This window comes from Halorarum halophilum, assembly GCF_013401515.1.
Classification (GTDB): Archaea; Halobacteriota; Halobacteria; order Halobacteriales; family Haloferacaceae; genus Halorarum; species Halorarum halophilum.
The window spans coordinates 965,638-990,641 of sequence record NZ_CP058529.1 but is presented as its reverse complement, the minus strand read 5'-3'; the positions used below and the strand labels follow the sequence as shown (position 1 = coordinate 990,641).

Genomic DNA, 25,004 nt, shown 5'->3' with positions numbered 1-25,004 from the left:
ACCTTCCACCACTTCCTGTCTGTCTATCAGTGCCTTCGTTCAGCCGGGACTGGGACTACGCCAGAGCAAACGTCACGCAACCTGGTGATCGCGTGGTTGGCTGGACGAGACTGAGATGTCTTCGTCGAATCTCCGCCGATCTTCGTCGCGCTGGAGCTTCCCAATCCACTCCTCGGTCAGGGGGTCGTCTGTGGCTCGGTGCTCACGAGGGGTCGTTGTGAGGATCCTCGTTTCTCGATCCGATAGGCGGTGGAGTGGTCCTGTTGATGGAGGTTCTCGATACCCCTCCCTGGCCAATAATCGCTCAACTGCATACCACTACCAATATTAACTCGGAATAGAATAATTTCTACCGTCCTAAGGCCATCTTATGAACTACATGTCGCTATACGCAGGCTGGCGGACAGTTTGCCGGTCTGGACCCCCCTGTGTGGGTGAGGATACACCCTTGGATTCACGTCCCCCACCGAACGGCGAAAGGTCGTCCAACACACCGAAAGCGGACTGGGTCGCGGCTAGCGACTTGGTCGTGTACCAGTCTGGGTGGGGGTGGGACGGGGAGGTCAGCGCCGGATTGGAACGACGTCTCACCCGACTCGCGGACGTCTCTACGATCCAGGGAACCCCGAGGTGCGGTCTCGGAAACGAACACGAGACTCGGCCTCAGCGGTACTCCGTTTCGCACTGGTGTACGGCGATCTTAGACCAAAATAGGGGTCAGCCCCTCAATCACGGGGGCGCGAGAGCCTCCGGTCGACGACCTCCGCGGGGCTGTCGTACCCCTCCTCGTGGCGAACACACCTGCTGGTTCGTCCGGAGTCGTCGACGACGTGCGGGTGGGGATGCTCCCTGTTGCAGACCGAGCCGAACGTGTCGCGGAGCGCGGCCACGGCCTCGGCGTCCTCGCCCTCACGGGCGAACTCGAGGGCGTCCTCGACCGCCGCGTCGGCGTCGTCGGTCAGCGTCACGCCCGCGAACAGGTCGTCGACGATCTCGTCGATGTCACCGTCGCCGACCGAGAGGCCGAGGCTCCGTTTCAACCGTTCCGTCAGGCCGGTCCCGCTCCCCGACCGCTCGCGGAGGACGGAGTGGAGCGCGTCGAGCGCGTTCCAGGTCCCCTCCGGCAGGTCCGCGAACTCGTCGGGTCGAACCTTCGCCGGACAGCGAGTGACGAACGGACAGCCCCGCGGCGGGTCGCGTGGCGACGGCGGGGCCCCTCGGAGGACGACCCGCTCGCGGTCGGTTTCGGCGATGCTCCCGGGGATGGCCGAGAGCAACGAGATCGTGTACGGGTGGGCGGGGTCGGCGTACACCTCCTCCGTCCTGCCGAGTTCGACGACGTTCCCCAGGTACATCACGGCGACCCGGTCGGCGATGTGCCGGACGACGGAGAGGTCGTGAGCGATGAACAGGTACGTCAGCCCCAGTTCCTCCTGGAGTTCCTCGAGGAGGTTGATGATGCGCGCCTGTACGCTCACATCCAGTGCGGACACCGGCTCGTCGAGGACGATGAACTCCGGTTCGAGCGCGAGCGCGCGGGCGATGCCGACGCGCTGGCGCTGTCCCCCCGAGAACTGGTGGGGGTACCGGTAGTAGTGCTCCTCGTTGAGGCCGACCCGCTCGATGAGATCGAACACGCGCTCGCGGCGCTCGGGTCGCCCCCTCCAGTCGTGAGCGTCGAGCGGTTCGCGGATGATCTCCCCGACGGTCATCCGGTCGTTGAGGCTGGAGTCGGGGTCCTGGAACACCATCTGGGCGTCCCGCTGCCACTCGCGGAGCTCGGTCCCGGAGAGGCTCGCGACGTCCCGGCCGTCCGCGCTGACCGAGCCCGCGGTCACGCTCTCCAGCCCGAGGATGGTCCGCCCGAGCGTGGTCTTCCCGCAGCCGGACTCGCCGACGAGCCCGAGCGTCTCGCCCTCGTACACGTCGAAGGAGACGCCGTCGACGGCCCGCACGGGGTCGCCCGTGAGGAAGCCCTCGTCCTCGTAGTGCTTCTTCAGGTCGCGGACCTCCACCACCGTCTCCACGTCGTCCGTCGATGCCGGGTTCGCCCCGCTCCGGCCCGGCTCCTCGTTCGTCCCGGGTTCGTCGGAGCGGCTCATCTGGCACCCCCAGGTCCGTCACCGTCGTCCCCGAGTTCCGGCTCGTACTCCTGCTCGTGGAGCAGGCAGGCCGCCGAGTGGTCCGGTCCCACCGTCACGTGTCCGGGGTGGACGCGTTCGCAGGCGTCGAACGACTCGGCACAGCGGTCGGCGAACCGGCACGCGGTCGCCTCCTCGGTCGGCGTCGGGACCTCGCCCTCGATGGTCGGGAGCCTCTCGTCCCGCGCGGTCCGGCCGGGGATGGACGCGAGCAGCCCACGGGTGTACGGGTGTTTCGGCGACTCGAACAGCCGGTCGATCGGCGCGGTCTCGACGATCTCGCCGGCGTACATCACGTTGACGCGGTCGGTCGTCTCCTCGATGACGCCCATGTCGTGGGTGATGAAGAGGATCGCGAGGTCCTCCTCGGCCTGGAGTTCCTCCAGCAGGTCGAGGATCTGCGCCTGGATGGTGACGTCGAGCGCCGTGGTCGGCTCGTCGCACACCAGGAGATCGGGGTCGCAGGCGAGCGCCATCGCGATGACGGCGCGCTGGCGCATCCCGCCGGAGAACTGGTGGGGGTACTCGTCGACGCGCCGCGGCGCGTCGGGGATCCCGACCGCCTCCAGCAGGCGGACGGCCTCCTCGCGTGCCGCGGTTCCGCGGAGGTCCTGGTGGATGCGCAGCGCCTCGCGGATCTGGTTCCCGACGGTGTACACCGGGTTCATCGAGTTGATGGGGTCCTGGAACACGATGGCGAGGTCGCCGCGGTGGGCGTCCCAGTTGCCGCCGGTGAGTTCGTCGCCGCGGAAGCGGATCGAGCCGGCCTCGACGACGCCCGGTTCCTCGATGAGCCCGAGGATGGAGCGGGCCGTGACCGACTTGCCGGAGCCGGACTCGCCGACGATACCCACGGTCTCGCCGGGGTGGACGTCGAAGCTGACGCCGTCGACGGCACGGATCGTCTCCTTGTCGGTGTGGAACACCGTTTGTAGGTCCTCGACAGCGAGAAGTGGGTCCTCGCCGGTCCGATCGATCGCCGTCGTGGCGGCCTCCCCCTCGTCACTTCGGGACGCCGACCCGGCGGCGTCACCCGTGTCGCCTCGGGAACGCACTACGCACCACCCCCGCGACCGGCAGCCCCGTCTGTCGCGCTGTCCGACTCGGGGTCGATGGCGTCCCGGATGCCGTCGCCGAGGGCGTTGAAGCCGGTGACGACCAGCGTGATGAGCACGCCTGGGATGAGCGAGATGTGCCAGGACGGCCCGCCGACGTACGCCTGCCCGGCGTTGACCGCCCGTCCCCACTCCGGCGTCGGCGGGTTGACGCCGAGTCCGAGAAACGAGAGGCCGGCTATGGAGATGATGGCGCCGCCGAGCGTCATCGAGCCGTAGATGAGCAGGTAGCCGACGATGTACGGGAACATGTGCTTTCGCATGATCCGTCCCGGGGTCTGGCCGAACGACTTCGCGGCGTCGACCCACTCCGCCTCCGACACCTGCAACGCGGGCCCGCGGAGGGAGCGCCACATGTACGGCCAGGTCGTCCCGGCGAAGATGAGCGCGAGGACGAACGCGCCGCTGTACAGGTTGCCGATCCACGTGTCCGCGAGGACGACCGTGAGCATGATGAGCAACAGCAGTTGCGGGAGCGCGCTGACCGAGTCCGAGACGAGCACGAGCGAGAGGTCGACCTTGTCCTTGTAGTAGGCCGACAGCAGCGCGAACGTCGTCGCGAACAGCGCGCTGAGGCCGACCGAGAGCACCCCGATGACGAGCGAGATCCGGGCGCCGGCCGCGAGGAACGTGAAGAGGTCCTTCCCCGACGGGAGCGTTCCGAACGGGTGGAAGCGGCCGTAGTCGTCGTAGCTCCAAACCCCGACGTTGTTGTCGGTCCCGACCGACCGGGCGTTGCTGTTCGCGACGCCGACGTTCACCTCCTCGACGCTGTCCGTCTCGGCGTTCCAGTACTGGATCGTGTGGTCGTAGGGGTTCTGGAGGTTCTGCTGGACCGTCGACGGGCCGAGCGCCGGCGCGAACGCGGCCAGCACGACGAACATGAACACGACGACGAGCCCGAAGATGCCCCACTTGTGGCCGCGCAGGCGGTTCACGACGTCGTCACGGGGCGTCCAGTCGGCGACGCGGTAGTGGCGCCGGAACCAGACGTACCCGACCCACGCCCAGCCGAGCAGCGCGAACGAGTAGAGGTAGACGAGGGCCACCCGGAGGAGCCACGACATCACGGGCGAGAGGCCCAGGAAGGTGCCCACGTACCCGCTGCCGTTCCAGTAGCCGCCGTTGGGGACGACGTCCCGCGAGAGCAGGGTCGGGATCCCCGCGGCGTGTTCCGAGAGCGTGCCCGCGAACCCGGGGCCCGCGGTGACGGGGAGCGCGGCGACCGCGTCGGCGAGCAGCGTCGCGGCGAAGTGGAACGCCGCCCCGGCCTCGAGCGCGAGCAGGAACGCCGCGCCCGCGATCCAGACGAGCGCCGGTCGGGGGTCGTCCCGAACCCGGTCACGGAGCGTCGTCCCGGTGTCGGTCGGTACCGACATCTCAGGCCTCCTCGTAGCCGACGCGGGGGTCGATGAGCGTGTACAGCAGGTCCTGTGCGATGTTGATGGTGAGCATCATGACGATGAAGACGAACATGAGCGTCCCGACCAGCGGGAGGTCCCCCTGGATGGCCGCCTTGAAGAACAGCCAGCCGATCCCCTGGATGCCGAAGACCGCCTCGACGAGCACGGAGCCGCCGATGAGCAGGAACGCCTCGCTGGTGATGATTGGGACGAGTGGCACCAGTGCGTTCCGGAGGACGTGCTTCCAGACGAGTGCACGTCGGGAGACTCCCTTCGCCTTCGCGAGGTCGATGTACTTCTCGCGACGGGTCTCGAGCACGGCGGTCCGGCCGATGCGCATCTCGTTGCCCATCGACGCGGAGCCGAGGACGATCGCCGCGGGGAGGATCTTCTTGATCGCCGCCAGGGTGTTGCGCGGCTCGGTGACGAGCGCGAGGGGGTCACCGTGCATGTAGCCGAGCCTGGGGTTGCCGGTGACGGCGTCGATCTCGACGCCGAGGGCGTCCCAGTTGAGCGGCGTGCCGAACAGCAGTTCGGTCCACTGTTCGGAGCTGACCAGGAGCGAGAGCAGCATGACCGCGAGCCAGAAGTTCGGCATGGCCCGCCAGACGATGCCCGAGAGCGAGGTGACGTAGTCGGCGGCGGTGTTGGAGTTCAGGCCCGCGTAGAACCCCAGCGGGACGCCGACGAACACCGCGATGAGCACCGACCAGAACCCGAGCCACAGCGTCCGCGGGAGGAAGTCCGCGATGAGGGCGTTGACGTTCGAGCCGGGGTACAGCAGCCAGGTGCGACCGAGGTCCAGCGTGAACAGGTTGGTCATCCAGTCCACGTAGTGTTCCAGGGGCGGTCTGTCCAGGCCGAGCTGCTCGCGCGCGTCCTGGTACAGTTCCTGGTTCTGCGGGTTCGCGCTCCCGAGGACGTTGGCCGCTGGGTCGACCGGGCCCTGGAAGACGATGAACCAGGTCATGCTGGTCCCGAGCCAGAGGACCGGGATGGACAGTAGCAGTCGTTTCGCCAGGTATCTCCATCGACTCATGTGTGGTGTGGTCGTGGGGTGCCGAGGGTGTCGGTCGCTTGCGAATCGGAGCGATAAACACTACCGAATCGAACTATCCGTGGACTGTCGGGTTACCGGTCCAGTTCGGCGCGCTGGAACGTCTGGTTCTCCATCGTGCCGTACATCCGCAGGTTCACGTCGTCGTACCAGATGCGCTGGGAGACCGCGTGGACCGTCGGGAGCTCCTGGACGGAGGCCCAGTTCATCTCCTCGATGGCGTAGTACGCCTTGTTCCGCTGCTGTTGTGCCTCGTCGCCCGGCCCGGTGTTCGGCACGTAGTAGTCGTTCCAGGCGCTGCTGGCGGTGTCGACGTAGTCCGGGTTCGCGTGGGCGTCCTTCCCCCAGCGGGTGAACGCGGTCCCGGGGTTCTCGGCGTGGAGGAAGCGAAGGAAGTTGTCCGACTCGGGCCACTCCATCCCATCGCTGAGGGTGAACATGTCCATCGTGCCGTCGATGGCCTTCGAGATGATGGTCCCGAAGTCGGCCTTCTGGATGGTGATGTCGAGGTGGGCGGCCTGGGCCTGGTCGCGGAGCTGCTGGGCGAACTGGTCGCGGGCGGTGTCGCCGGAGAGCACCGTGAACTCGATGCTGTACTGGTCGTCCGAGGAGTAGCCGGCCTCCTCCATCACCTCGGTCGCGCTCTGGATGTCGGTCTCGCCCGGGGAGTACGGGTAGCCGTCCGCGCCGAACTCCGTCTCCGCGCGGAAGCCCTCCATCGCGTGGCGGTCGTACACGTCGGTGGGTTCCTCTCCCTCCCGGGCCATGAACGCCGGCGGCGGCGTGATGTGGTAGGCCGGCCTGGCGAGGCCCTTGTAGACGTCGTTGGCGATCTGTTCCTGGTTGACGAGGTAGGCGATGGCCTGGCGGGCGGGGCGCTCGACGTTCTGGCAGTTGAACACCAGGTAGCGGGTGTCGAGCGCGGTCACGTCGCCGTAGTGGACGACGTCGCCGTTGTCGAGTTCGTAGCGACCCTTGCGACGGCCGCCAGTCTCCTCGTCGATGACGAAGTGGTTCGGGTCGAACCGGGAGGTCGGGATGCCGTAGTCGAGCACGTCGAGGTTCCCGTTCTTGAAGCGGCTGAACCGCGTGTCCTCCGACCCGATGACGGTGTAGGTGATGGCGTCGATTTGGGGCCCCTCGCCGTGGTAGCCGTCGAACGCCGAGAGGGTGAGCTGGTCGCCCTTCGTCCAGGTGTCGATCTCGAACGGGCCGGTGGAGACGAACATCGGCCCGTCGCCGGACGTCGAGAAGAACTCGTTGTACGAGTACTCGCCGTCGTACCCCTCGATGTCGCCGACCGAGTTCTCGGGGATGACCGCGAACGCGCCGCCGGCGATCTGCGAGATGGCGCCGTGGAACGGGGAATCGAGGGTGAACGTGAACTCGTAGTCGCCCGCGGCCTCCATATCGAGCGACCCCGGCTCGTAGTTGTCGAGGCTCTCACCCGTCTCGCCCTCGTGCGCGATGGTAAACGTCCCGCCGATGATGTCGTCCTTGTTCCGGCTGTTGCTCGACTGGGCCATCCGCTCCCAGGAGTAGACGACGTCGTCCGCGGTCAGTTCGTCGCCGTTGTGGAACTCGACGCCTTGCTTCAGCTGGAACGTGTACGTCAGCCCGTCGTCGGAGACGCTATAATCCTCCGCGAGTCGCCCGACGGGCGGGAGGTCGCCGTTCGGGAACGACATCAGCGATTCGCCGTACTGCAGGTAACCAGCGCCCGACCCCTTCGCGTTGATAGGGTCGAGCGTCTGGACCGGTCCGTTCGAGACCATGCGGAGGGTGCCCTCCGGGCCCCCCGCCTTCACCGGCTGGCCCATGTCCGAGGGGGTCGTCGTGGAGTCGGTCGATCCGTCGGTCGAATCGCCGTTGGGGGTGTCCTCCTGGCTCGGATCGTTTCCGGCACAGCCCGCGAGCGCAGCCGCCGCTCCGGTTCCGGCCACCGCGAGGAAGCGTCGACGAGTGGTATCGTCAGACATCGGATGGATACCACCAGTCACCACGCAAATACCTTTTCATCTACATATCCGTGCGGTTCCAGGTAACTATCTATCCAACTGGTCCCTATGTTCGTGTACTTATTTTCAATTTCCGAGTGGACTCCTCAAACGTCCTCTCCGACGTTATGGTCTGCACTCCGGCGGTATCGGCGGTGTTTTTTGTCCCGGCTCGAAGGCGCGTGCATGGTTTCACCCGTCGAGCGCGGAGGGCCGACGAGCGGGTCGCTGATGGCTCGCCTACGGCGCCCGCGAACGGAGGAGCGAACCCGCCTCGCCGTCGTCGCCGACCCCCACCTCTCGACGCGGGCGGAGGGGTCCTCCAAACTGTTCGAGCACACCGTCGAGAGCGTCGAGAAGGCCATCGCCGACGCGAACGGTCGGAACGTGGACGCGATGGTGTGCGTCGGGGACATCACCAAGGACGGCGAGCCGTGGAACTACGGGCGGTTCGACGAACTCCTCGCCGATCTGGACGCCCCCTTCTACGCCGTCCCCGGGAACCACGACGTTCCGAAGGACGGCGACGAGCACGAGACGATGCCTGTGTCGGCGTTCGCCGACCGGTACGCGCCGCCCGGGCAGGGGTTCCCGTTCCACGTCCGCGTCGGCAGCCTGGACCTCCTGGGACTGAACACGGCGGGAAGCCGCTCGTTCCTCCACGACTCTCACGAGGGGCTGGTCACCGACGACCAGCTCGCCTGGCTCGCCGAGAGGCTCCCGGAGGTAGGGACGCCGGTGGTACTCGCCCACCACAACCTCCCTGCGATGTACGGGCAGCTACGCGAGCAGCGGGACCTGGCGGAACCGGACATGTTCGTCCCGCCGGAGCTCCGAAACCCGGAGCCGTTTATCGATCTGCTGAACGAACACGACGTGTCGCTCCTGTTCACCGGCCACCTGCACATGCCGTCGGCCGCCCGCGAGGGATCGGTACGCGAACTCATGGTCCCGACGACCTGTTCGTTCCCGCAGGGCTACCTCCTCGTCGAGGCCGGACCCGAGGGGACCGACGTGCGGTTCGTCCCGGTGACTGACTTCGCAGGGACGGTCCGGGCGTACCGCGAGCGCTCGACTGACTCGGTCACGGCGCGGGGGTTGACGGGCATGGCCGCCGCCAGGCTGGCTCAGTTCCCGCTGGTCGAGGAACGATGATCGGCCATCGGGACCCACCGACGGGACTACGAACGACCCGCGCGAACGCGCGGACACTGGGGTAACGAAGTGGCACCCGACATCGTCACGATCGGCGCCGCGACGGTCGACCGGCAGTACCTCGTCTCGAACCACCCCGAACCCGACGGCGGGGCATTCGCGCACGTGGTCGAGGAGACGTTCGGCGGCGTCGCCGCGAACGTCGCCACCGGCTGTGCGCGCCTCGGCCGCGAGGCGGGGCTGGTAGCCCGTCTCGGCGAGGACGACGTTGGCGAACTGGTGCTCGAAGAGCTCCGCGACAGTCCTCTGGATATTTCTCACGTCGTGCGAAAACCGGGAACGAGTACACATTGCGTGATACTCCGGGACGGCGGTGGGAGACGGAGCATCGCCACCGCCGGGGACAGCACCAAACGGCTCCGGCTCTCGGCGGCGGATCTCGACTACCTGGCGGGCGCCGACGCGGTGTTCGTCACGGCGTACGCCCCCGACCGGGTCCAGCGAGCGCTCCTCGAACGAGCGCGGGAGGACGGGTTCCCGCCCGTCACCTTCGACCTCTCCGGACGGCTGGCCGAACTCGAGGGGCGCGGCGCACGCCCCGCGTCGGTGGACGAGTGGGTCGACGCGGCGTCGCTGTTCGTCGTCGGCGAGGTCGCCGCCGATGCGTACCTCGGCTGTTCGGGTCGCGAGGCGGCCGTCGAACTCAGGGAGCGCGGCGCTGCTCGAGTCGCGTCCACGCGCGGGGAAGCCGGGGCGACACTCCTCGGCCCGGCCTCCGACGCCGACGTGCCCGCGTTCGACGTCGACGTCGTCGACGAGACGGGCGCGGGGGACGCGTTCGTCGCTGGCCTCCTCGACGCCTGGATGCTCGGCGACCGGGACGCGGAGTCCGCGGGCCGCTTCGCCGCCGCGGCCGCCGCGCTCAACTGCACCGCGGCGGGGGCGCGCGGGGGATTGGCGACGGCGGCGGAGGTCGGGGCGTTCCTGGCCGAACGATAGCTCCGATTCGAACCTCCTTCTCGTGGTTTTCCGGAGTAAACGATGAGATCGCGTTTTCGGCCCCGGGGGTCGATTACAGCTCTGCGGCCTCGACCAGTTCGCGGACGCGTCGCTCAGACACGGGCTCGCCGACGTCGCCGTCCTCCTTCAGGGCCGTGCCGACGATGACGCCGTCGGCGAGTGACAGGATCTCCCCGACGGTGTCGACGGTGACGCCGCTGCCGACGAGGATGGGCGTGTCGAGGTCGAACTCCTCGCGGGCGTCGACGGCCGCCTCCAGGTCGGCCAGGTCGACGCCGTGGCCGGTCCCGATGCCGCTCACGACCGTCGCGTCGGCGAGGCCGCGTTCCACGCCGTCGACTATCGACTCGGCGGTGAACTCGCGCGCGGCGAGCGGCGCCGAGTGTTTCACGTCGTGGTCCGCGAGGATTCGAACGTCCGCGTCGATCCGCTCGCACAGCCTGACGGTCTCGTGGGCCTTCCCCTCGACGACGCCCTGATCGGTGACGCGGGCGCCCGTGTGGACGTTCACCCGCACGAACTCCGCACCGGTCGCCGCGGCGACCGAGACGGCGGCGTCGGCGTCGTTTCGCAGGACGTTCACGCCGACCGGAACGTCGACCGCCTCGACGACTTCCCGCACTGCGCGGGTCATCGTCGCCACCACGTGTTTCGGGACGTCGTCCGGGTAGAACGGCACGTCGCCGAAGTTCTCGACCATGATCCCATCGACGCCGCCGTCGTCCAGCGCCCGCGCGTCCCGGCGGGCGTCCGCGAGCAGGTCCTCGAGCGAGCCCTCGTACTTCGGCGCGCCCGGCAGCGGCGGGAGGTGTACCATGCCGACGACCGGACTGTCGGTCCCGAACGTGGAACGGAGCATGGTCGCCCGTTCCGGTGACGTCGGGTAAAGCCCGCCGTTTTTCGGAAATGTCGGCGCTGGATCGGTCGTTTCGTCGTTTGAGAGGCGACGGAATACTGACTCCCCGCCGACTTATACATGGTATGCCGCTATAGGAACAGCCGAGCGGCGGATACGCGTACTTCGGATGGTGCAGGGAAGAAACCTATATTTCCGAAATCCGCATCTCCATTCGGGGATCCTCCGAGCGGAGGCGGTGGAAACCTTTCCTGTTGACAGGAGTTACTCCGGTTCTGCGACAGTCATGACGGGGTCCGGGGCGGATCGCACGGTCTTCTCAGCGACACTGCCGAGCAAGATACGCTCCGTACCGCGCTTTCCTGTCGTTCCCATTCCAACAGCATGTATGTCGTTCGATTCGATACTGTCGAGGATTACCTCGACGGGTGTTCCGTGTTCGATATGGCGGACGGTGTTCGTGACCCCATGTGTCTTGGCCTTCGAGACGACGGTCTCGACAGCGTCAGTCGCGGCCTGTTCACTTTCTTCTCCGGAACTCGTCGATCGGACGTCCAGCCCGAGTGCAGCGTCGTCCACGACAGACAGGACGTGCACGGTCGCATCGAGTTCCGCCGCGAGCTCTACGAGATGATCGGCAGCGTACGTCGCGGCGGAACTCCCATCCGTCGGGATGAGGATGTTCTCATAGGGGAACACGAGCTGTTCATCGGGCTGCATTCGGACTGTGAGAACCGGAACCGAGGAGAGCCGGACGACCTTCTCGGAGACGCTTCCGTTGAGGTATCGCGAGAGGCCCTCGTGGCCGTGCGTCGGCATCACGACCAGATCCTGGTCGTGCGAGAGTACGAAAGCCCGTCCCTAATGGTTTTCACCCGTTATGCACCGTGAAGGCTCCAACCTCAGGGAGCGCACTCACAATCGTACAGTCCTCCGTCTCCAACTATCGAGAGAGCTGGTCTCAACTTCAGAAATAAGTCACCGAGAAACAATCCCTACGACTCAGGGGAGAGCCGACCATCTGGTTGAGGAACTCAGTCCTGATGCGATAAAAGTTCGAGTCCCCGAGGGTGCCAGAAGAAGTACTGAAGTGGCGAACTCTTGGAAAATCGTGGTTTGCCGGTACAGCCTTTTCACAGGAGCTGAGTCACCTGTTCGGAGTCTTAGCCGTTGAGACACTGCTAGTCAATCAGGTTCACCCTCGCCATCCGGCGATTCCTCGTCGATCGTGACACTGCCGGTCCGATCGACGGTCACCCGGGCCTTCTGGATACGAGTGTTCTCCACCTGTTCGACCCCCAGCGTCACGTTCTCGTAGTCGAACTCCTCGCCCTGTTCGACAAGGCGGCCCGCCCGGTTGAAGATGAAGCCCGCAATGGTCTCGAACTCCTCGCCCTCCGGCAGTACGATGCCGAGAGCCTCGTTGATCTCCTCGATGTTGACAGAGCCGTCCACCAGGACGGTGTCGTCGTCGACGGACTCGATCGGGTGGTCCTCACCGCCCACCAGTATCTCGCCGACGATCTCCTCGAGCACGTCCTCCATCGTGATGAGGCCTCCAGTGGCGCCGAACTCGTCGATGACGACGACCATGTGCATCCGGTTTCCGCGCATCTCCGAGAGAAGTTCGTCGACGTTCTTGGACTCGGGGACGTGGAGCGTCGGGGCGACCACGTCCTCCACCTCGATGTCGGCGAAGGCGCCGTAGCTGGAACCCTGCAGGTCACGGATGTCGAAGACGCCGATTACGTTGTCCAGCGAGCCCTCGTAGGCCGGCAGGCGGGCGTGTCCCGACTGGATGCACTTCTCAATGGCCTCCTCGACGGTCGCGTCCCTGGAGATGGCCTCCATGTCGAGGCGCGGGGTCATCACCTCCTTGGCGCTGGCGTCGGTGAATCGCATGGTGCGCTGAAGCATCTGACGTTCCTCCTCGTCGAGGATGCCCTCCCGTTCACCCGTCTTGATCATGTTCTGGATCTCGTCGCGGGTGACATACGACGACTCGATGGACGCGCTGCCGCCGGTGATCCTGTTTACGGCGCTCGTCAAATAGTAGAACATGGTGATGAGCGGCCACAGCACTTTCCCGACGATCTTCAACGGTGGAGCGACGGTCCGCGCCCACGAGTCGGTGTTCTCGACGGCGTAGGACTTCGGTGCGCTCTCACCGAACAGCAGGACCATCGACGTGATACCGAACGACGAGACGAGTACTGCCGTGCCCGCGTCGAAATAGAAGCCGACGATGGTGGTCGAGATGGAGGACATCGTGATGTTGACCATATTGTTTCCCACGAGAATCGTCACGAGCAAGCGGTGAGGGTCCTCCTTGAGGGACTTGACTACTCGTGCGCCACGCTTACCCTCCTCGACCATCGCGTCGACCTGATGGGCTGGCAGAGAAAACAATGCGATCTCAGAAGACGAGAAGAACCCCGACCCCATGATGAGGATCAGAATCAAGAGGACACCGACCGCGGTGACCTGTGTTTGTCCCAGTTCGGTACCCACGATCGGCACAGTGTATTGTGCGATACTGGCCCCCGATACCGCTGCGAGCACGAAGATTCCCATCGATAGCCCTACTATTAGAGCAAAAATAACGCTTTTGTAATGATGAAGTGGTTCAACGACTTATATTCGAACATAGCGTACACACTGAGAGTCACAATCTCAACTTCGTGTAGTTCGGAGGATGGGTAATGTCAACAGAGATGGCGGTTAGGAGGTCCGTGAGTCAGAACCAACGAGAGCCATACGTAGAGAAATCCCGTATATATGCGATAGCCCGTGTTCTGTAGATAGAGTCCTGCTCGGCTGAAAATAGATCACCTGCTCGTGCTTCGAGATCGCGTGTTCTCCGAGAACGCGTTGTGCCGAACTCGTTCGCCGTTTCAGCAGGTGACCCCGATCCGTTTTTGAGATACTGCGAATACGAACGCTCCCGAAGCCACGACTGCCGCGTCGGCCAGCCGCGAGGTCGGCGGTCGGGTGTGTCAGTCGTCCTTACAGCCCCAGCCGAAGGCCATCCAGCCGCCGTCCGCGGTGAGCACTTCCCCGGTGACGAAGTTGTCACCGGAGGCGAGGAACGTGACGCAGTTCGCGACCTCGTTGAGGGTTCCGAACCGATCGAGCGGCGTCCTGTCCCTGATGTCCTGTTTGTCGAACCCGGTGTCCTCCTGGGCCTGTTCGACCATCTCGGTCTCGATGTACCCGGGCGCCAGGGCGTTCACATGGATGTCGTGTTCGGCCCACTCGACGGCGAGACAGCGCGTGAGGTTGTTCACGCCGCCCTTCGTCGTGTTGTACGGCGTCCGGTCCTGCTGTCCCGCACTGCCCATCATGCTGGAGATGTTGACGATGCTCCCGCCGTCGCCCTGCTCGATCATCTGCCTGCCGGCCGCCTGGGCGCCGAAGAAGACGCCGGTCAGGTTCACGTCGACGACCTGCTGCCAGTCCTCGGGCGAGATCTCCTCCGCGGGGCCGCGGATGTTGATGCCGGCGTTGTTCACCATCACGTCGAGCCGACCGAACCGATCGACGGCCTCGTCGATCAGGTTGTCGACCGACTGCTTGGAGCGAACGTCGACTTCGACTGCGTGCGCGGATCCGCCCTCCGATTCGATCTCCTCGACCACCCGTTCACAGTCGCCCAGCGACCGCGAACAGACCACGACGTTCGCACCGTCGTCCGCGAACCGCTTCGCGACGTGTTTACCGATCCCCTTGCTCGAGCCAGTTACTATTACTGTCCGCTCGTCTGGTTCGTCAGTCATACGGTGGGTTATCCTCCACGCTGGTTGGGTTAACGGTGTTGATAGCGAATAAATGTCAACGTGCGCTCCATATTCCTCGGTCCGACCAAATTAGATTCCCGACGGGCGGGAGGGGAGTCATACCGGGCACGATGGGGCACCGATCGGGCTCGGCTGTGGGGTCCGTTCAGGCGGCGTCCCCTGCCCGTTCCTCCTCGGTCTGTCCGCCCGAGACGTCCTCCTCGGACGAACCGTCGTCGTTCGTCGGCTCACCGCTGGAGGAGAGGCTGGCCCCCACCGACTCGCCCATCGAGACGGTCGGCGTCAACCGCTCCCCCCTGACGAGTTCGGGGAGGACGATGCGGACGGCCTCGAGGATGACGACGAACACGATCGGCATGAGGAAGAAGCCGTACCAGCCGAACAGGATCGGGCCGAGGATGTAGCCGAACAGCAGGATCATCGGGTCGATCTGGCGGCCCGTGATGTACGGCTGGAGGAACGTCTGCGGGAGGATGTCGAGAACCAGGAAGTAGACGACGAGCACGCCGCCGACGAACGCGAAGCCGCCCCCACTCCCCATCGCCTGGAGGCCGAGGTAGCCCACGACCGGCAGGTAGACGACCTTCCCGACGACGATGGGGATCAGGCTGGCGACACCGGTCAGGAACCCGAGTACCAGTACCATCGGGACCGCGATGCCCTCGGGTGCGACGAGGTTCGTTCCCCAGTAGACCGCCGTCGCGACCACGGCCATGGTGGCGACGAACAGCATGTTGCCGAAGAACACGGATTCGAGGTCACCGTCGACGGCCGAGGCGTAGGCGTGGGCGGTCGTGTCCCGTCCGCCGAACAACTGGCGGAGCCCGTCGGACAGCGCGTCGTCGTTCTTCAGGAGGAAGAAGGACAGCGTCACCGAGAGCGAGAGGAGCAACAGCGCCCCGGCGACGACCGACGTCGCGGCCAGGCCCGCCTCCAGCACCCTCTGGAACGTCTGGCGCGGGTTGGTGACGAGTTGGCTCGGGTTCTCCAGGGCCGTCCGGAGCGTTCGGCGTTGCTCGTCCGAGAGCGCGCCGAGGTGCTCGCCGAGGAGCGGAATTCCCGCACCCCCGCCGAGGAGTTGCTGGGCCTGCTGGAGGAGTTGGAAACCGGCGTAGAACAGGACGAGGACGACCGGGAGCAGGACCAGCGTGACGGTCAACCCGGCGGCGAGACTGTCCGAGTCGACGTAGGTCGCGAGTCGGCGGCAGATCGGGCGCGTGGCGTAGTAGCCGAACACGCCCAGTACGAGGATGCCGACGAACGAGTGGGCGATGAACGCCGCCGCACCGGCGAGGATCAGGACGAACGCCCACCAGCCGACGCGAGCCCGGCCGTACCCACCCGTGGGTCCGATATCCACCATCGTCGCGAACGTTCGGCGTGGCGCCGTGAAACGGTTGTGGCTGCCAACGAATCACGATCCATCGGAAACCGACCGCACCCTTCGGCACTCGTGGTGTCGGACCCGCCGTCGCTCAGTCGGCCCGGATCGCCGTCTCGACGCCGCGGCCGAGCAGCGCCTCGAGGTCGTCGGTCGCGGCGGTCGACTCGGCCTCGTTCTCCAGCAGCACGGTCTCGCTCGGGAACAGGTCCGTGCCGAGGACGAGCCCGTGTTCGCGCGCGGTGCCGCCGGTGACGGTGAGGTACACGCCGAGCCCGGTGTCGGCGATGGCGGCCTCCTCTTCGACCCCCGGTTCGGGGTAGACGAACTCGACCCCGTCGAGTGCGTCCGTCCCGAGGACGGCCTCGACGAGCCGTTCGTAGCGGGGCGAGATGCAGAGCCGCCCCTCGTAGTCCGCGACGAACGAGCGGTCCAGGTCGGCGCCGGGCGGGAGCGTCTCGGGCCGCGCCATCAGGGTGTGTCGGACCGTGTCCCCGAGCCCCGTCGCGACGCGAACGTCCGTGTCGCGGGGGTCGATTCGCGCGTTCACGTCCCCGAGTTCGGACAGCCCCTCGGGACGGAGGCCAACGACCTCCTCGAGTACGAGGTCCGCCGAGTCGAAGCCGAGCGCGAACTCGTGCGTCCGGAGCGCCCGGAACGGCTCCTCGCGGCCGACGAGCAGCACCTCTGTCCCGTCGACGGTCACCCGGGCGCTGTCGAAGACGACCCGGCGCGGGTGTGCCTCGCGGTCGTCACGGACGAGCGTGTACTCCGCGCCGTCGCCGTGCGGTTCGCTGTAGTCGGCGAGGCGGTCGTACACCCGGTCGTCGGGCGACTGGCGCCCCTTCGTGACGGCCTTCTCGTAGCGGAGCGTCGAGGAGACGTCGTCGGCGAGCGCGGCGCCGTCCGAACCGCCGACGGCTGCGAGGCGTTCGAGCGCGGCCTCCAGCGGCCTCCCCTTCCGCGGTACCGCCACGGCTACCGTCCCTGTCATTGTCGACGCCACGGGTTCCCGCGTCAAAAACGGCGCGCTTCGGGCGTTATTCCGCGTCTTCGTTCGCGTCGTCCGCGCCGTCGCCGCCGGCAGCGGCGGCACCGCCGGGGCCGAACACCGAGGAGAGCCGGTCGCGGAACTCCTCGAACTCCTCGAGTTCGGTCCGTACTTCGGCGAGTTCCGCTCGGAGCTCGCCGACCTCGTCGTCGAGCATCGCCGAGATCGACTCGAGTTCGTCCTCGACGTCCGCCATCCCGTCGCGGACCTCCGCGACGGCGTCGTCCTCCTCGGCCACCTCGTCGGCCAGATCGTCGACCTCCGAGCGGACCTCGGCGACCGACGCCTCCAGCTCCTCGGCACGCTCCGTCACCTCGTCGGTGACGTTCTCGACGGTCGCGCGGACGTCCGCGACGTCGTCGGAGAGGTCCGACCGCTCCTCCTCGGCGTCCGCGACGTCGGCCTCGACAGCGTCGAGCGCCTCGCGGACCTCGGTCACGTCGGCGCGCAGCCCCTCGACGAGTTCGTCCGCCGTGCCGTTCTCGTCGATGAACTCCTCGAGCGCGTCGGTGTACGCGCCGAGGTCCTCGACCTTCGACTGGAGCCGGGACACCCTGGCGTCCACGCTCGTCGAGTGATCGAGTTCGAGTTCGCGCTTCAGCAGTTCCCGGTCCTCGTCGGACACGTCGCCTGCGCGGAGTTCGGCCGCGAGCGCAGCGGCGACGCCGCCGGCGGCCCCTCCGGCCGCGACGGGTTCGCCGACGTTCACGTCGTCGTCGACCTCGGTGTCGACGTCGCTCCCGTCCACGTCGGTGGACGGTTCCTCGTCGAACGAGGCGTCCGCATCGTCGGCGTCGGCGAGGGGGTCATCGATCCCGAGGTCCTCGTCGTCGGCCACGCTGGACTCCGCGTCGGTATCGGACTCGTCCGCCGGCGGCTCAACGGGTTCGGTGATGGAGTCGACGCCAGATCCGCCGACCGCCTCCGCGATGGCGTCGTCGTCGGCCGACGCGTCGTCGTCGGTCACGTCGTCTGCCTCGTCGGCGGCGACGTCGTCGGCCTGCTCGTCCTCGTCAGAACCGCCGAGCCCGAGGTCGTCCTCCGCGGCCGCGAGGTTCAGCCGGGAGTCGTCCGCGTCCGCGGCCGAATCCGACTCCATCGTCGCGTTCGCCTCGTCGCCGTCGCCGGGGATCGCGTCCCGCTCGCCCGAGAGCACGTCCCGGACCACCTTCGAGGAGTCCTCGCCGATGACGTCCGCGACGTCGCCGACGGGGTCCGCGTCCTCGGCGACCTCCTCGATGGAGGGCTCGCCGAGGAACTCCTCGCCTCGGCTCGGATCGTCCGTCCGGATGCCGTACACCGTCGTGACCTCCTCCCCCGGTTCGAGGCGTCGTCGGTACTCGACCCGGTGGTCCTGGTACGCCGTCCAGTGTTCGGACTCGTACTCCGGGTGGAACCCGACCCGGTCCATCGGGAAGTCCTCTGGGATGTCGTCGACGAGTCGGAACTCGGCCGGGTCGTCCCGCTCCGTCCGGAGGGTGAACGAGACGGCCGGGACGGGGAACTCGTCCGCGGCGAAGCGCTTCTCTACGGTGACACCGTCCCCCTGCACGACCACGGTGTCGTCGATGTCGGACCCCTGATTCATGGATACACCCTCCCGGACGTCACATAAAAACCCCACGGGCCGATTCTCAGCCGCGAATCCGGCCCGATGGGTTCACTCGGTGACGACCGTAACCGGGACGTCGGCGTCGAGGATGACCCGCTGTGCATCGTCGCCGAATAGCGCCTTGCCGGCCGGCGACCGCTTCCGACCGGCGAGGAAGACGTGGTCGCACCCGCGCCGGTCAGTCTCGGTGAGGATGGTCTCCGCCCTGTCGCCGACGCTCCCGACGGCGTCGTACTCCACGTCGACGTCCCGGAGCACCTCGCGTCCGATGTCGTTCGCGTAACTGCGGGCGCCCTCGACCGCCTGGCCGACGCTGTACGTCGAACTGGCGCTGGTCACCTTCGCCAGCTGTTCGCGCTGTTCGTCGTACGTCTCCTCGTCGGTGACGTGGATGAGCGTCAGGTCGGCGTCGACGCCGGCGGCGAGTTCGCCGGCCTCCCGGACGAGTTCTTTCGCCGTCTCCGTCGGGCCGACGACCGCGAGTGCGTGTTCCATGCCCCCGAATCGGCTGGTCCCGGCAAAAAACCCGTGACTAAGGTTACAGATCCGACAGTTCCGCCCGCCCGTCTCAGAGCTCGACCCGATCGCCGATCTCGACGAGTTCGAGTCGCTGGGGGTGCTCGAAGCTCCGAACGTGCTCGTGGAGCGACGTGGGGTTCGCGGTCATCCCCTTCCACATGTCCCAGTGGCTGGGGAGCATTCGGTCTGCCCGGAGTTCGCTGGCGACCTCGACCGCCTGGTTCTCGTCGCAGTACCACTTCGTCACCGTCGGTTCGCCCGTCTCCTTGTCGTCGATGCGGCCGACGGAGCCGAACGCGACGACGGCGAGGTCGACGTCGTACTCGTCCCCGAGGTCTGCGAACCCGTCATGGGGTTTCGTGTCGCCGCCATGGAACAGCGTCCCTGCCTCGTGCCGGAGGACGTAGCCGACCGGGTGGGTCGCGTCGGCGTCGTTCACCTCGACCACGTCGACGTCGAACGCGCCGACGGAGAACGATTCGCCCTCGGCCACATCCACGAACTGGTCGTCGCTCACCTCCCAGTTCTCGGTCCACGCCTCCTCCTCGCGGGCCACCGCGAGCGCGTCGTCGGGCGCGTACAGCGACGCGCCGTTGTTCTGGAGGATCGGCGCCTGCGACGGCCCGTGGACGTGGTCGATGTGCTCGTGGGTCACGAGCACGGCGTCCGTGTCGGTCACGTCGGCCGGGTCGAACGGAACCGGGATCATCCGGACGGTCCGCGGGGGACGGCCGGTCCCCACGTACGGGTCGATCCAGAGCGTCGTCCCGTCGCTCGCCTTCACGACGAAGCCGTTGCAGCCCAGGTACCAGAGCGAGACGCCGTCGGGATCGGCGGACTCGACCGCTCGCGGGAGCCAGTCGCCCCAGTCGGAGGTTGCGTCTGCCATGTCGCCACCCACCAGTTCCGGGGACTAAGCGTTGTCCACTCCCGGCGGCGAGGGCCGGTCAGACGAGGAACCGGTTCCCTGCGGGTCTACGGCACCCCGTCCGTCCGGTGTCCCGCGGGCTTGCAACAGCGGGGCGGCAACTTACCCCTCGGCGGAGGGTACGCAGGGCCATGTCAACTCACCGCCGCACCGCGGACTTCGCCTCGATGCGCCAGCATATCACGGACAGCGTCCCCACGTTCGACCCCCAGGTCGTCGCCGGACTGCTGACCGACTGACACCCCATCCTCGACCGCCGAACCCGTTTTCACTCCCGTCGTCGAACGTCGGCACATGGACGAGGCGTCCGACGACAGGCTCGAGTCGCTCGCGGGCGACCTGCGCGCCGCGGACCGAGCCGTCGCGCTCACCGGGGCCGGCGTGAGCGCCGCCTCCGGGATCCCCACGTTCCGCGGTGAGGACGGCGTCTGGGGCGGAGAGTTCGACCCCGACGACTTCAGGTACGACCGGTTCCGGCGCGACCCGGCCGGCTTCTGGCGCGACCGTCTCGAACTCCACGAGACGATGTTCGCGGCCGACCCGGAGCCGAACGCCGCCCACCGCGCGCTCGCCGACCTGGCGGCCGACGGTCCGTTCGAGGCCGTCCTCACGCAGAACACCGACGGCCTCCACGCCGAGGCCGGCGGGACCGTCGTCGAACTCCACGGCAACGCCCGACGGGTGGTCTGTCCGGACTGTAGCCGGACGGCCGACGCCACATCGGCACGGGAGCGGGCGCGCGACGGGGAGCTTCCGCCGCGGTGCGAGTCGTGCGATGGTGCACTGAAGCCGGACGTGATCCTCTTCGGCGAGCGGTTACCCGGCGAGGCACTCGCGGAGGCCCGACGGCTCGCCACCGCCGCGGACGTGTTCCTCGCCGTCGGATCGTCGCTCACCGTGGACCCAGCGGCGTCGCTGCCGCGGGAGTGCGACGGAACACTCGCGGTCGTGAACTACGACAGGACGCGCCACGACGACCGCGCGGAGTACGTGTTCCGCGAGGACGTCACCGAACTCCTCCCCCACCTCGTCTCGCTCGTGGCCGGGGATGCGGACCCGTAACCGTCGGGGAATACCCCGTTACCCGCGCCAGGACTCGTACAGGAACCGCCCGACGATGCCCGTGCCGAACAGCGTCGCGACGGTGGTCACGAGGTCGCCGATGACCGGGATCGCGAAGGGAACGGCGAGCGCGAGTGCGCCGACCGCCGCGTCGGTTCCGGAGACATCGCCCCTGCTCCCCCGAATCGCCGCCCCCACGGTCACCACCGTAACGGCCGTGCCGACGACGCCGACCGGGAAGAGGAGCAGGAGTCCCGGGATGGCGACGATCAGACCGATGATCGTGAACGCGAGCAGGACGAGCACGAAGGGGACTCCGATCGAGACGAGCAGCCCCCAGACGAAGGCCGACCCGGGATCCTCGCGGATCTCACGACTCGTCTCCGTCGCGTAGCGCGGACCGAGCGCGACCAGCGCGCCCCCGAGCAGGAGGTAGACGACGAGCGAGACGACCAGGCGGATTCCCAGGCGAGCCCCGAGTTCGAGGCCGCTCCCGCCCGGCGACTGTGCGGCGACTGTTCCCACGAATCCGAGCGCCGCGGCCGCGGCGCTGGCGCGAACGAGCGTCCGTGTGGAGGGCATCGGCCGGGATGTCAACAGGACGTGATAAACCGTTTCCGGTCGCCCCCTGGCCGCGTTCCCCCTACCCGGGCCGGTAGGTCGAAGTCCTCACGTCCCCCTGTCGATACCGTGCGAGTCAGTGTCATCGGCGCCGGACGGGTGGACGAGGGGACGGCGGCGGTCGCGGAGGAACTCGGCCGACTGCTCGGCGGGCGGGGGCACACGCTCGTCTGTGGCGGCCGCGGCGGCGTCATGCGGGCGGCCTGTCGCGGCGCGCGCGGGTCGGGCGCCGAGACGGTGGGCATCCTCCCGTCGGCGGACCCGGCAGAGGCGAACGAGTACGTCACCGTGCCGGTCGCGACGGGGCTGGGCCACGCGCGGAACGCGCTGGTCCCGCTGAACGGCGACGCCGTCGTCGCCGTCACCGGGGGGCCGGGGACGCTCTCGGAGATCGGATTCGCGCTCGTGTACGGCCGGCCCGTCGCCGGGCTCGCAACCCACGAAATCGATGGCATTGAGGCGTGCGATTCGCCGGCGGCGGCGGTCGAGTACGTCGAGCACGCCGTGGATACGGGAGCGGTCGAGGGCGCGGGAGGGGGGGATTAGCCTCAGCCCTTCCAGGCGCGGTAGAGGTCCCGGCCGACCAACCCGATGCCCGGGAGGGAGATGAACCAGGCGAACACCGCGCCGACCACGGGGATGGCGGTCACGGATGCGAGGACGAACGCGCCGAGCACCACCTCCGACTTTCCGGGGGTCTCGCGCCTGATGCCTCCGGCCCCGACGATGACGACGAGGACCGCGGAGCCGACAACGCCGACCACTCCGAGCACGATGAGCCCGGGGACGGCGACGAACAGCCCCACGAGGGGGACCGCGAGCAGGACGAGGGGGATCGGGACCGCGAACCAGACGAGCAGGCCGCGGACGAACGCGGCCCCCAGGTCCGAACGGAACTCGGCGAGCGTCCGCTCGGCGTAGTCGGGGGCGATCGCGAGGAGCGCCCCGCCGAGCAGGAGGTTGGTCACGAACCCCGCGGCGAACCTGACGTCGATCCCCGGCGAGGAGTCCGTGCCACCGTACTGCGCGGCGGCGACACCGACGAACGCGAGCACGACGAGCGCGCCGGTCGCCCGGCCCGCGGCGCGTGTGGAGGGCATCGACGTAGCACGCTCGCCGCCGAATCATACCCTTTGTGATGTAACTCCCCTGAAGACATTCATCCCGCCGTCCCCACCTCGGCACGTGAACCGCCGTGCCCTCCTCGCCGCAGTCGCCGCGTTCGGCGGCGCGCTCGGCGCCGGCTGTGCCGAGTCCACCGGACGCTCGCCGACGTCCTCGACGGCGTCGCCGACGCGGGAACCGACCCCGACCCCGACGGACGTCACCTCGACGAACGACACCGCGACCGACTACCCCGAGGTCGGAGGGACGCCGTCGGAAGTCGATTGCCCGCCGTTCGACGACCACGTCCGGCGGGTCGTCTGCTGGACCGACGGGCGCCCGGATGACCCGCTGTTCGTGCGACCCTCGAAGACGAGTGGAACGCTCCCCCGGGCAACCTTCGAGTTCACGCTGGTGAACGGGACGGACCTGCGGTTCGGCTACAACCGGTTCCACTGGCAGGTGTGGAAGCGCGTCGCAGGGGAGTGGTACTACGTCGCCCCGCGGTCGTGGGTCGACCCGCTGTTCTTCGTCGAACCCGGCGAGTCGTGGACGTTGACGGTCGCAGTCGACGCCGAGGGATCGGTAGCCGACGATGCCGACGAGGCCCGGGGCGGGTCGGCCGAGTCGGTGGCGCTGTCCGGCTTTGGCGGCGGCGAGTACGCCTTCGCCGTCGACGGCTGGTTCGAGGGCCAGGACTACCGTGACGGCACCGGCCTCGCCGCGCGGTTTGCGCTGGAGGGGGAGGAACTCGAATTGACTCCCGACGACACGGTGACCGACACGGAACGCGACGGCGACGCGGTCACGGTGCGCACCGACGTGGACGGCGGGGATGACGCTCGTGAGTGTGCGTTCGTGCTCGAACGAGCGGACGCCCCCGACCCCCGGCGGTACGTCGCCGAACAGGCGATCCGCGACCGTCGCCTGCGGAACACGCTCCCCTTCTTCGAGGACGGCGTCGAGCGCGTGGAACTGGTCGAGCAGAACGGGGTGACCCCGCCGTTCGGCGTGAACGAGCCGTACGGGATCTCGTACGACGGGGAGTCCTACCGGGTCAGCGCGGAGGAGCGAGAGCCGCGGGCGACCGGCGGGTGAGAAGCCGGGCTACCGGGCTACCAGGTGCCGTGGAACGTGTCGAACTCCAGGTTCTCCAGCGGCTCGTTCCCGACGGCGATCTCGTACTCGCCGGGCGTGAGCATCGGCTTGTGGAAGCGGGGGCCGTCGTCGGTCGTGATGCGCGGACAGCCCGTGTTGACGAACGCGTCGAAGTCGAAGTTGCGCAGGCGGTCGGGCGTCACCTCGTCCATCGTGATGAGGTGGGCGTCGTCGTTGTTCTCGACGATCTCTTCGGCCGTGTCGAACCGACCCTGACCGATCTTCGTACAGAGGATGACCCCGAACGTGTCGGCGTCCATCGCGCGGTGGACCGCGCCGTAGCGCTGCTTCAGGAACTTCTCGGTGTCCGCGATGGTGACGACGTTGTTGACGGGGTCGGCGATGACGACGTTCTTCTCGGGGTGTTCCATCGCCAGCCCGAGGGGGTGGAACTTCCCGCCGCCCACGTACAGCACCTGGTCGGCGTCGATGTCGGCCGAGGCGTAGTTGCAGCCCAGAACCTGTCCCTCGTGGGTCAACCTATCGTCGCCCCGGCGGGTGTGGACGTCGAAGCCGCGCTCCTCCAGCCAGTCGTACATGTCCTCGAAGAGGTTCATGTGCTGGGCGGTCGTGACGAGGCCGACGTCGGGGTCCTCGGCGGGGTCCGCGAGCTCCTCGAGGGAGTCCTCCATGATGGGGAACGGATCCACGTTGGAGAACAGGGGCACATAGATGATCTTGTCCGACTCCTTCATCGGCGAGTGGCCGAAGTGGACGAACACGTCACAGCGCCGCATGAGGTAGGTGTCGAGATCGCAAGCGCCGTAGCACGGCTGGCCCGAGATGAGGTAGCGGACGTCGTCGGTCAGTTCGCGGAGGTCGTCCGCGACCGCCGGGGCGCGCCGCTTCAGCCCCTCGGGGAACTGGAGGCCGACCTTGTCGGCGTCGCGCTCCTCGACCGCCTCCACGATGCGATCGAGTTCGTAGTCCCACTCGCGGTCGTGCTTGAGGGACATCCCGGTGTTCGTGAGGTCGCCCTCGCTTCGCTGACTCATTGAACCGGCGTAACGGGCGTAGGTGGTTAAAC

The 25,004-nt window shown here is 67.5% G+C and carries 21 protein-coding genes and 1 pseudogene; 5 read left to right on the top strand and 17 right to left on the bottom strand.

Annotated features, from left to right (window positions below; genetic code table 11):
• Positions 1 to 725: 725 nt before the first annotated feature.
• From HUG10_RS05220 to HUG10_RS05200, 5 genes are all read right to left on the bottom strand, one after another.
• A complete protein-coding gene (locus tag HUG10_RS05220; protein WP_179168551.1) occupies positions 726 to 2,102 on the bottom strand; it encodes an ABC transporter ATP-binding protein in 1,377 nt (458 codons plus the stop codon).
• Positions 2,099 to 3,118: an ABC transporter ATP-binding protein gene (locus tag HUG10_RS05215; RefSeq protein WP_179171000.1), complete on the bottom strand. Its 1,020-nt coding sequence runs from the start codon at positions 3,116 to 3,118 to the stop codon at positions 2,099 to 2,101. The genes HUG10_RS05220 and HUG10_RS05215 overlap by 4 nt, the downstream gene beginning before the upstream one ends.
• 77 nt (positions 3,119 to 3,195) lie before the next feature.
• Positions 3,196 to 4,635: an ABC transporter permease gene (locus tag HUG10_RS05210; protein ID WP_179168550.1), complete on the bottom strand. Its 1,440-nt coding sequence runs from the start codon at positions 4,633 to 4,635 to the stop codon at positions 3,196 to 3,198.
• Between the two features lies 1 nt (position 4,636).
• Positions 4,637 to 5,698, bottom strand: coding sequence for an ABC transporter permease (locus tag HUG10_RS05205; protein ID WP_179168549.1), 1,062 nt, complete (start codon positions 5,696 to 5,698; stop codon positions 4,637 to 4,639).
• Positions 5,699 to 5,790: 92 nt separating this feature from the next.
• Positions 5,791 to 7,695 (bottom strand): ABC transporter substrate-binding protein, encoded by a 1,905-nt coding sequence (locus HUG10_RS05200; protein ID WP_179168548.1) that lies wholly within the window; start codon positions 7,693 to 7,695, stop codon positions 5,791 to 5,793.
• A gap of 204 nt (positions 7,696 to 7,899) precedes the next feature.
• Between HUG10_RS05200 and HUG10_RS05195 the strand changes: the two genes are divergently transcribed.
• The gene (locus HUG10_RS05195) at positions 7,900 to 8,868 is read left to right on the top strand and encodes a metallophosphoesterase family protein (protein ID WP_179168547.1); all 969 of its coding nucleotides are present in this window, start codon (positions 7,900 to 7,902) and stop codon (positions 8,866 to 8,868) included.
• Between the two features lie 69 nt (positions 8,869 to 8,937).
• On the top strand, positions 8,938 to 9,867 hold the full coding sequence (locus HUG10_RS05190) for a carbohydrate kinase family protein (protein WP_179168546.1): 930 nt from the start codon (positions 8,938 to 8,940) through the stop codon (positions 9,865 to 9,867).
• Between the two features lie 73 nt (positions 9,868 to 9,940).
• On the opposite strand, the gene HUG10_RS05185 is transcribed toward HUG10_RS05190, so the two are convergent.
• The 9 genes and pseudogenes from HUG10_RS05185 to HUG10_RS05145 all read right to left on the bottom strand — a co-directional run bounded on the left by HUG10_RS05185 (position 9,941) and on the right by HUG10_RS05145 (position 19,993).
• Positions 9,941 to 10,747, bottom strand: a complete 807-nt coding sequence (locus HUG10_RS05185; RefSeq protein ID WP_179168545.1) for a BtpA/SgcQ family protein — start codon at positions 10,745 to 10,747, stop codon at positions 9,941 to 9,943.
• Positions 10,748 to 11,008: 261 nt separating this feature from the next.
• Positions 11,009 to 11,584, bottom strand: a pseudogene (locus tag HUG10_RS05180) (universal stress protein); the annotation flags it as partial.
• Between the two features lie 345 nt (positions 11,585 to 11,929).
• Positions 11,930 to 13,318 carry a hemolysin family protein gene (locus tag HUG10_RS05175; protein WP_179168544.1) on the bottom strand — a complete coding sequence of 463 codons (1,389 nt, stop codon included), beginning with the start codon at positions 13,316 to 13,318 and terminating at the stop codon, positions 11,930 to 11,932.
• 422 nt (positions 13,319 to 13,740) lie between these two features.
• Positions 13,741 to 14,520, bottom strand: coding sequence for an SDR family NAD(P)-dependent oxidoreductase (locus HUG10_RS05170; RefSeq protein ID WP_179168543.1), 780 nt, complete (start codon positions 14,518 to 14,520; stop codon positions 13,741 to 13,743).
• Positions 14,521 to 14,686: 166 nt separating this feature from the next.
• A complete protein-coding gene (locus tag HUG10_RS05165) occupies positions 14,687 to 15,904 on the bottom strand; it encodes an AI-2E family transporter (RefSeq protein WP_179168542.1) in 1,218 nt (405 codons plus the stop codon).
• Between the two features lie 112 nt (positions 15,905 to 16,016).
• Positions 16,017 to 16,916, bottom strand: a complete 900-nt coding sequence (locus HUG10_RS05160; RefSeq protein WP_179168541.1) for a hypothetical protein — start codon at positions 16,914 to 16,916, stop codon at positions 16,017 to 16,019.
• Positions 16,917 to 16,962: 46 nt separating this feature from the next.
• Entirely contained in the window at positions 16,963 to 18,561 is a 1,599-nt protein-coding gene (locus tag HUG10_RS05155; protein ID WP_179168540.1) for a coiled-coil domain-containing protein, read from the bottom strand.
• 72 nt (positions 18,562 to 18,633) lie between these two features.
• Positions 18,634 to 19,080: a universal stress protein gene (locus HUG10_RS05150; RefSeq protein ID WP_179168539.1), complete on the bottom strand. Its 447-nt coding sequence runs from the start codon at positions 19,078 to 19,080 to the stop codon at positions 18,634 to 18,636.
• 73 nt (positions 19,081 to 19,153) lie between these two features.
• Positions 19,154 to 19,993 carry an MBL fold metallo-hydrolase gene (locus HUG10_RS05145; protein ID WP_179168538.1) on the bottom strand — a complete coding sequence of 280 codons (840 nt, stop codon included), beginning with the start codon at positions 19,991 to 19,993 and terminating at the stop codon, positions 19,154 to 19,156.
• 333 nt (positions 19,994 to 20,326) lie between these two features.
• On the opposite strand from HUG10_RS05145, the gene HUG10_RS05140 reads away from it, so the two are divergent.
• Positions 20,327 to 21,094 (top strand): SIR2 family NAD-dependent protein deacylase, encoded by a 768-nt coding sequence (locus HUG10_RS05140; protein WP_179168537.1) that lies wholly within the window; start codon positions 20,327 to 20,329, stop codon positions 21,092 to 21,094.
• Between the two features lie 18 nt (positions 21,095 to 21,112).
• On the opposite strand, the gene HUG10_RS05135 is transcribed toward HUG10_RS05140, so the two are convergent.
• The gene (locus HUG10_RS05135) at positions 21,113 to 21,676 is read right to left on the bottom strand and encodes a hypothetical protein (protein WP_179168536.1); all 564 of its coding nucleotides are present in this window, start codon (positions 21,674 to 21,676) and stop codon (positions 21,113 to 21,115) included.
• 108 nt (positions 21,677 to 21,784) lie between these two features.
• On the opposite strand from HUG10_RS05135, the gene HUG10_RS05130 reads away from it, so the two are divergent.
• Positions 21,785 to 22,261, top strand: a complete 477-nt coding sequence (locus tag HUG10_RS05130; protein WP_179168535.1) for a TIGR00725 family protein — start codon at positions 21,785 to 21,787, stop codon at positions 22,259 to 22,261.
• Positions 22,262 to 22,263: 2 nt separating this feature from the next.
• Here the strand turns inward: HUG10_RS05130 and HUG10_RS05125 are convergent, their stop codons facing one another.
• Positions 22,264 to 22,815, bottom strand: coding sequence for a hypothetical protein (locus HUG10_RS05125; RefSeq protein WP_179168534.1), 552 nt, complete (start codon positions 22,813 to 22,815; stop codon positions 22,264 to 22,266).
• An 85-nt stretch (positions 22,816 to 22,900) separates the two neighbouring features.
• Between HUG10_RS05125 and HUG10_RS05120 the strand changes: the two genes are divergently transcribed.
• The gene (locus tag HUG10_RS05120) at positions 22,901 to 23,917 is read left to right on the top strand and encodes a hypothetical protein (RefSeq protein WP_179168533.1); all 1,017 of its coding nucleotides are present in this window, start codon (positions 22,901 to 22,903) and stop codon (positions 23,915 to 23,917) included.
• Positions 23,918 to 23,934: 17 nt separating this feature from the next.
• Here HUG10_RS05120 and dph2 read toward each other — a convergent pair whose 3' ends face one another.
• Positions 23,935 to 24,972 carry a diphthamide biosynthesis enzyme Dph2 gene (dph2, locus tag HUG10_RS05115; protein ID WP_179168532.1) on the bottom strand — a complete coding sequence of 346 codons (1,038 nt, stop codon included), beginning with the start codon at positions 24,970 to 24,972 and terminating at the stop codon, positions 23,935 to 23,937.
• Positions 24,973 to 25,004: the final 32 nt, after the last annotated feature.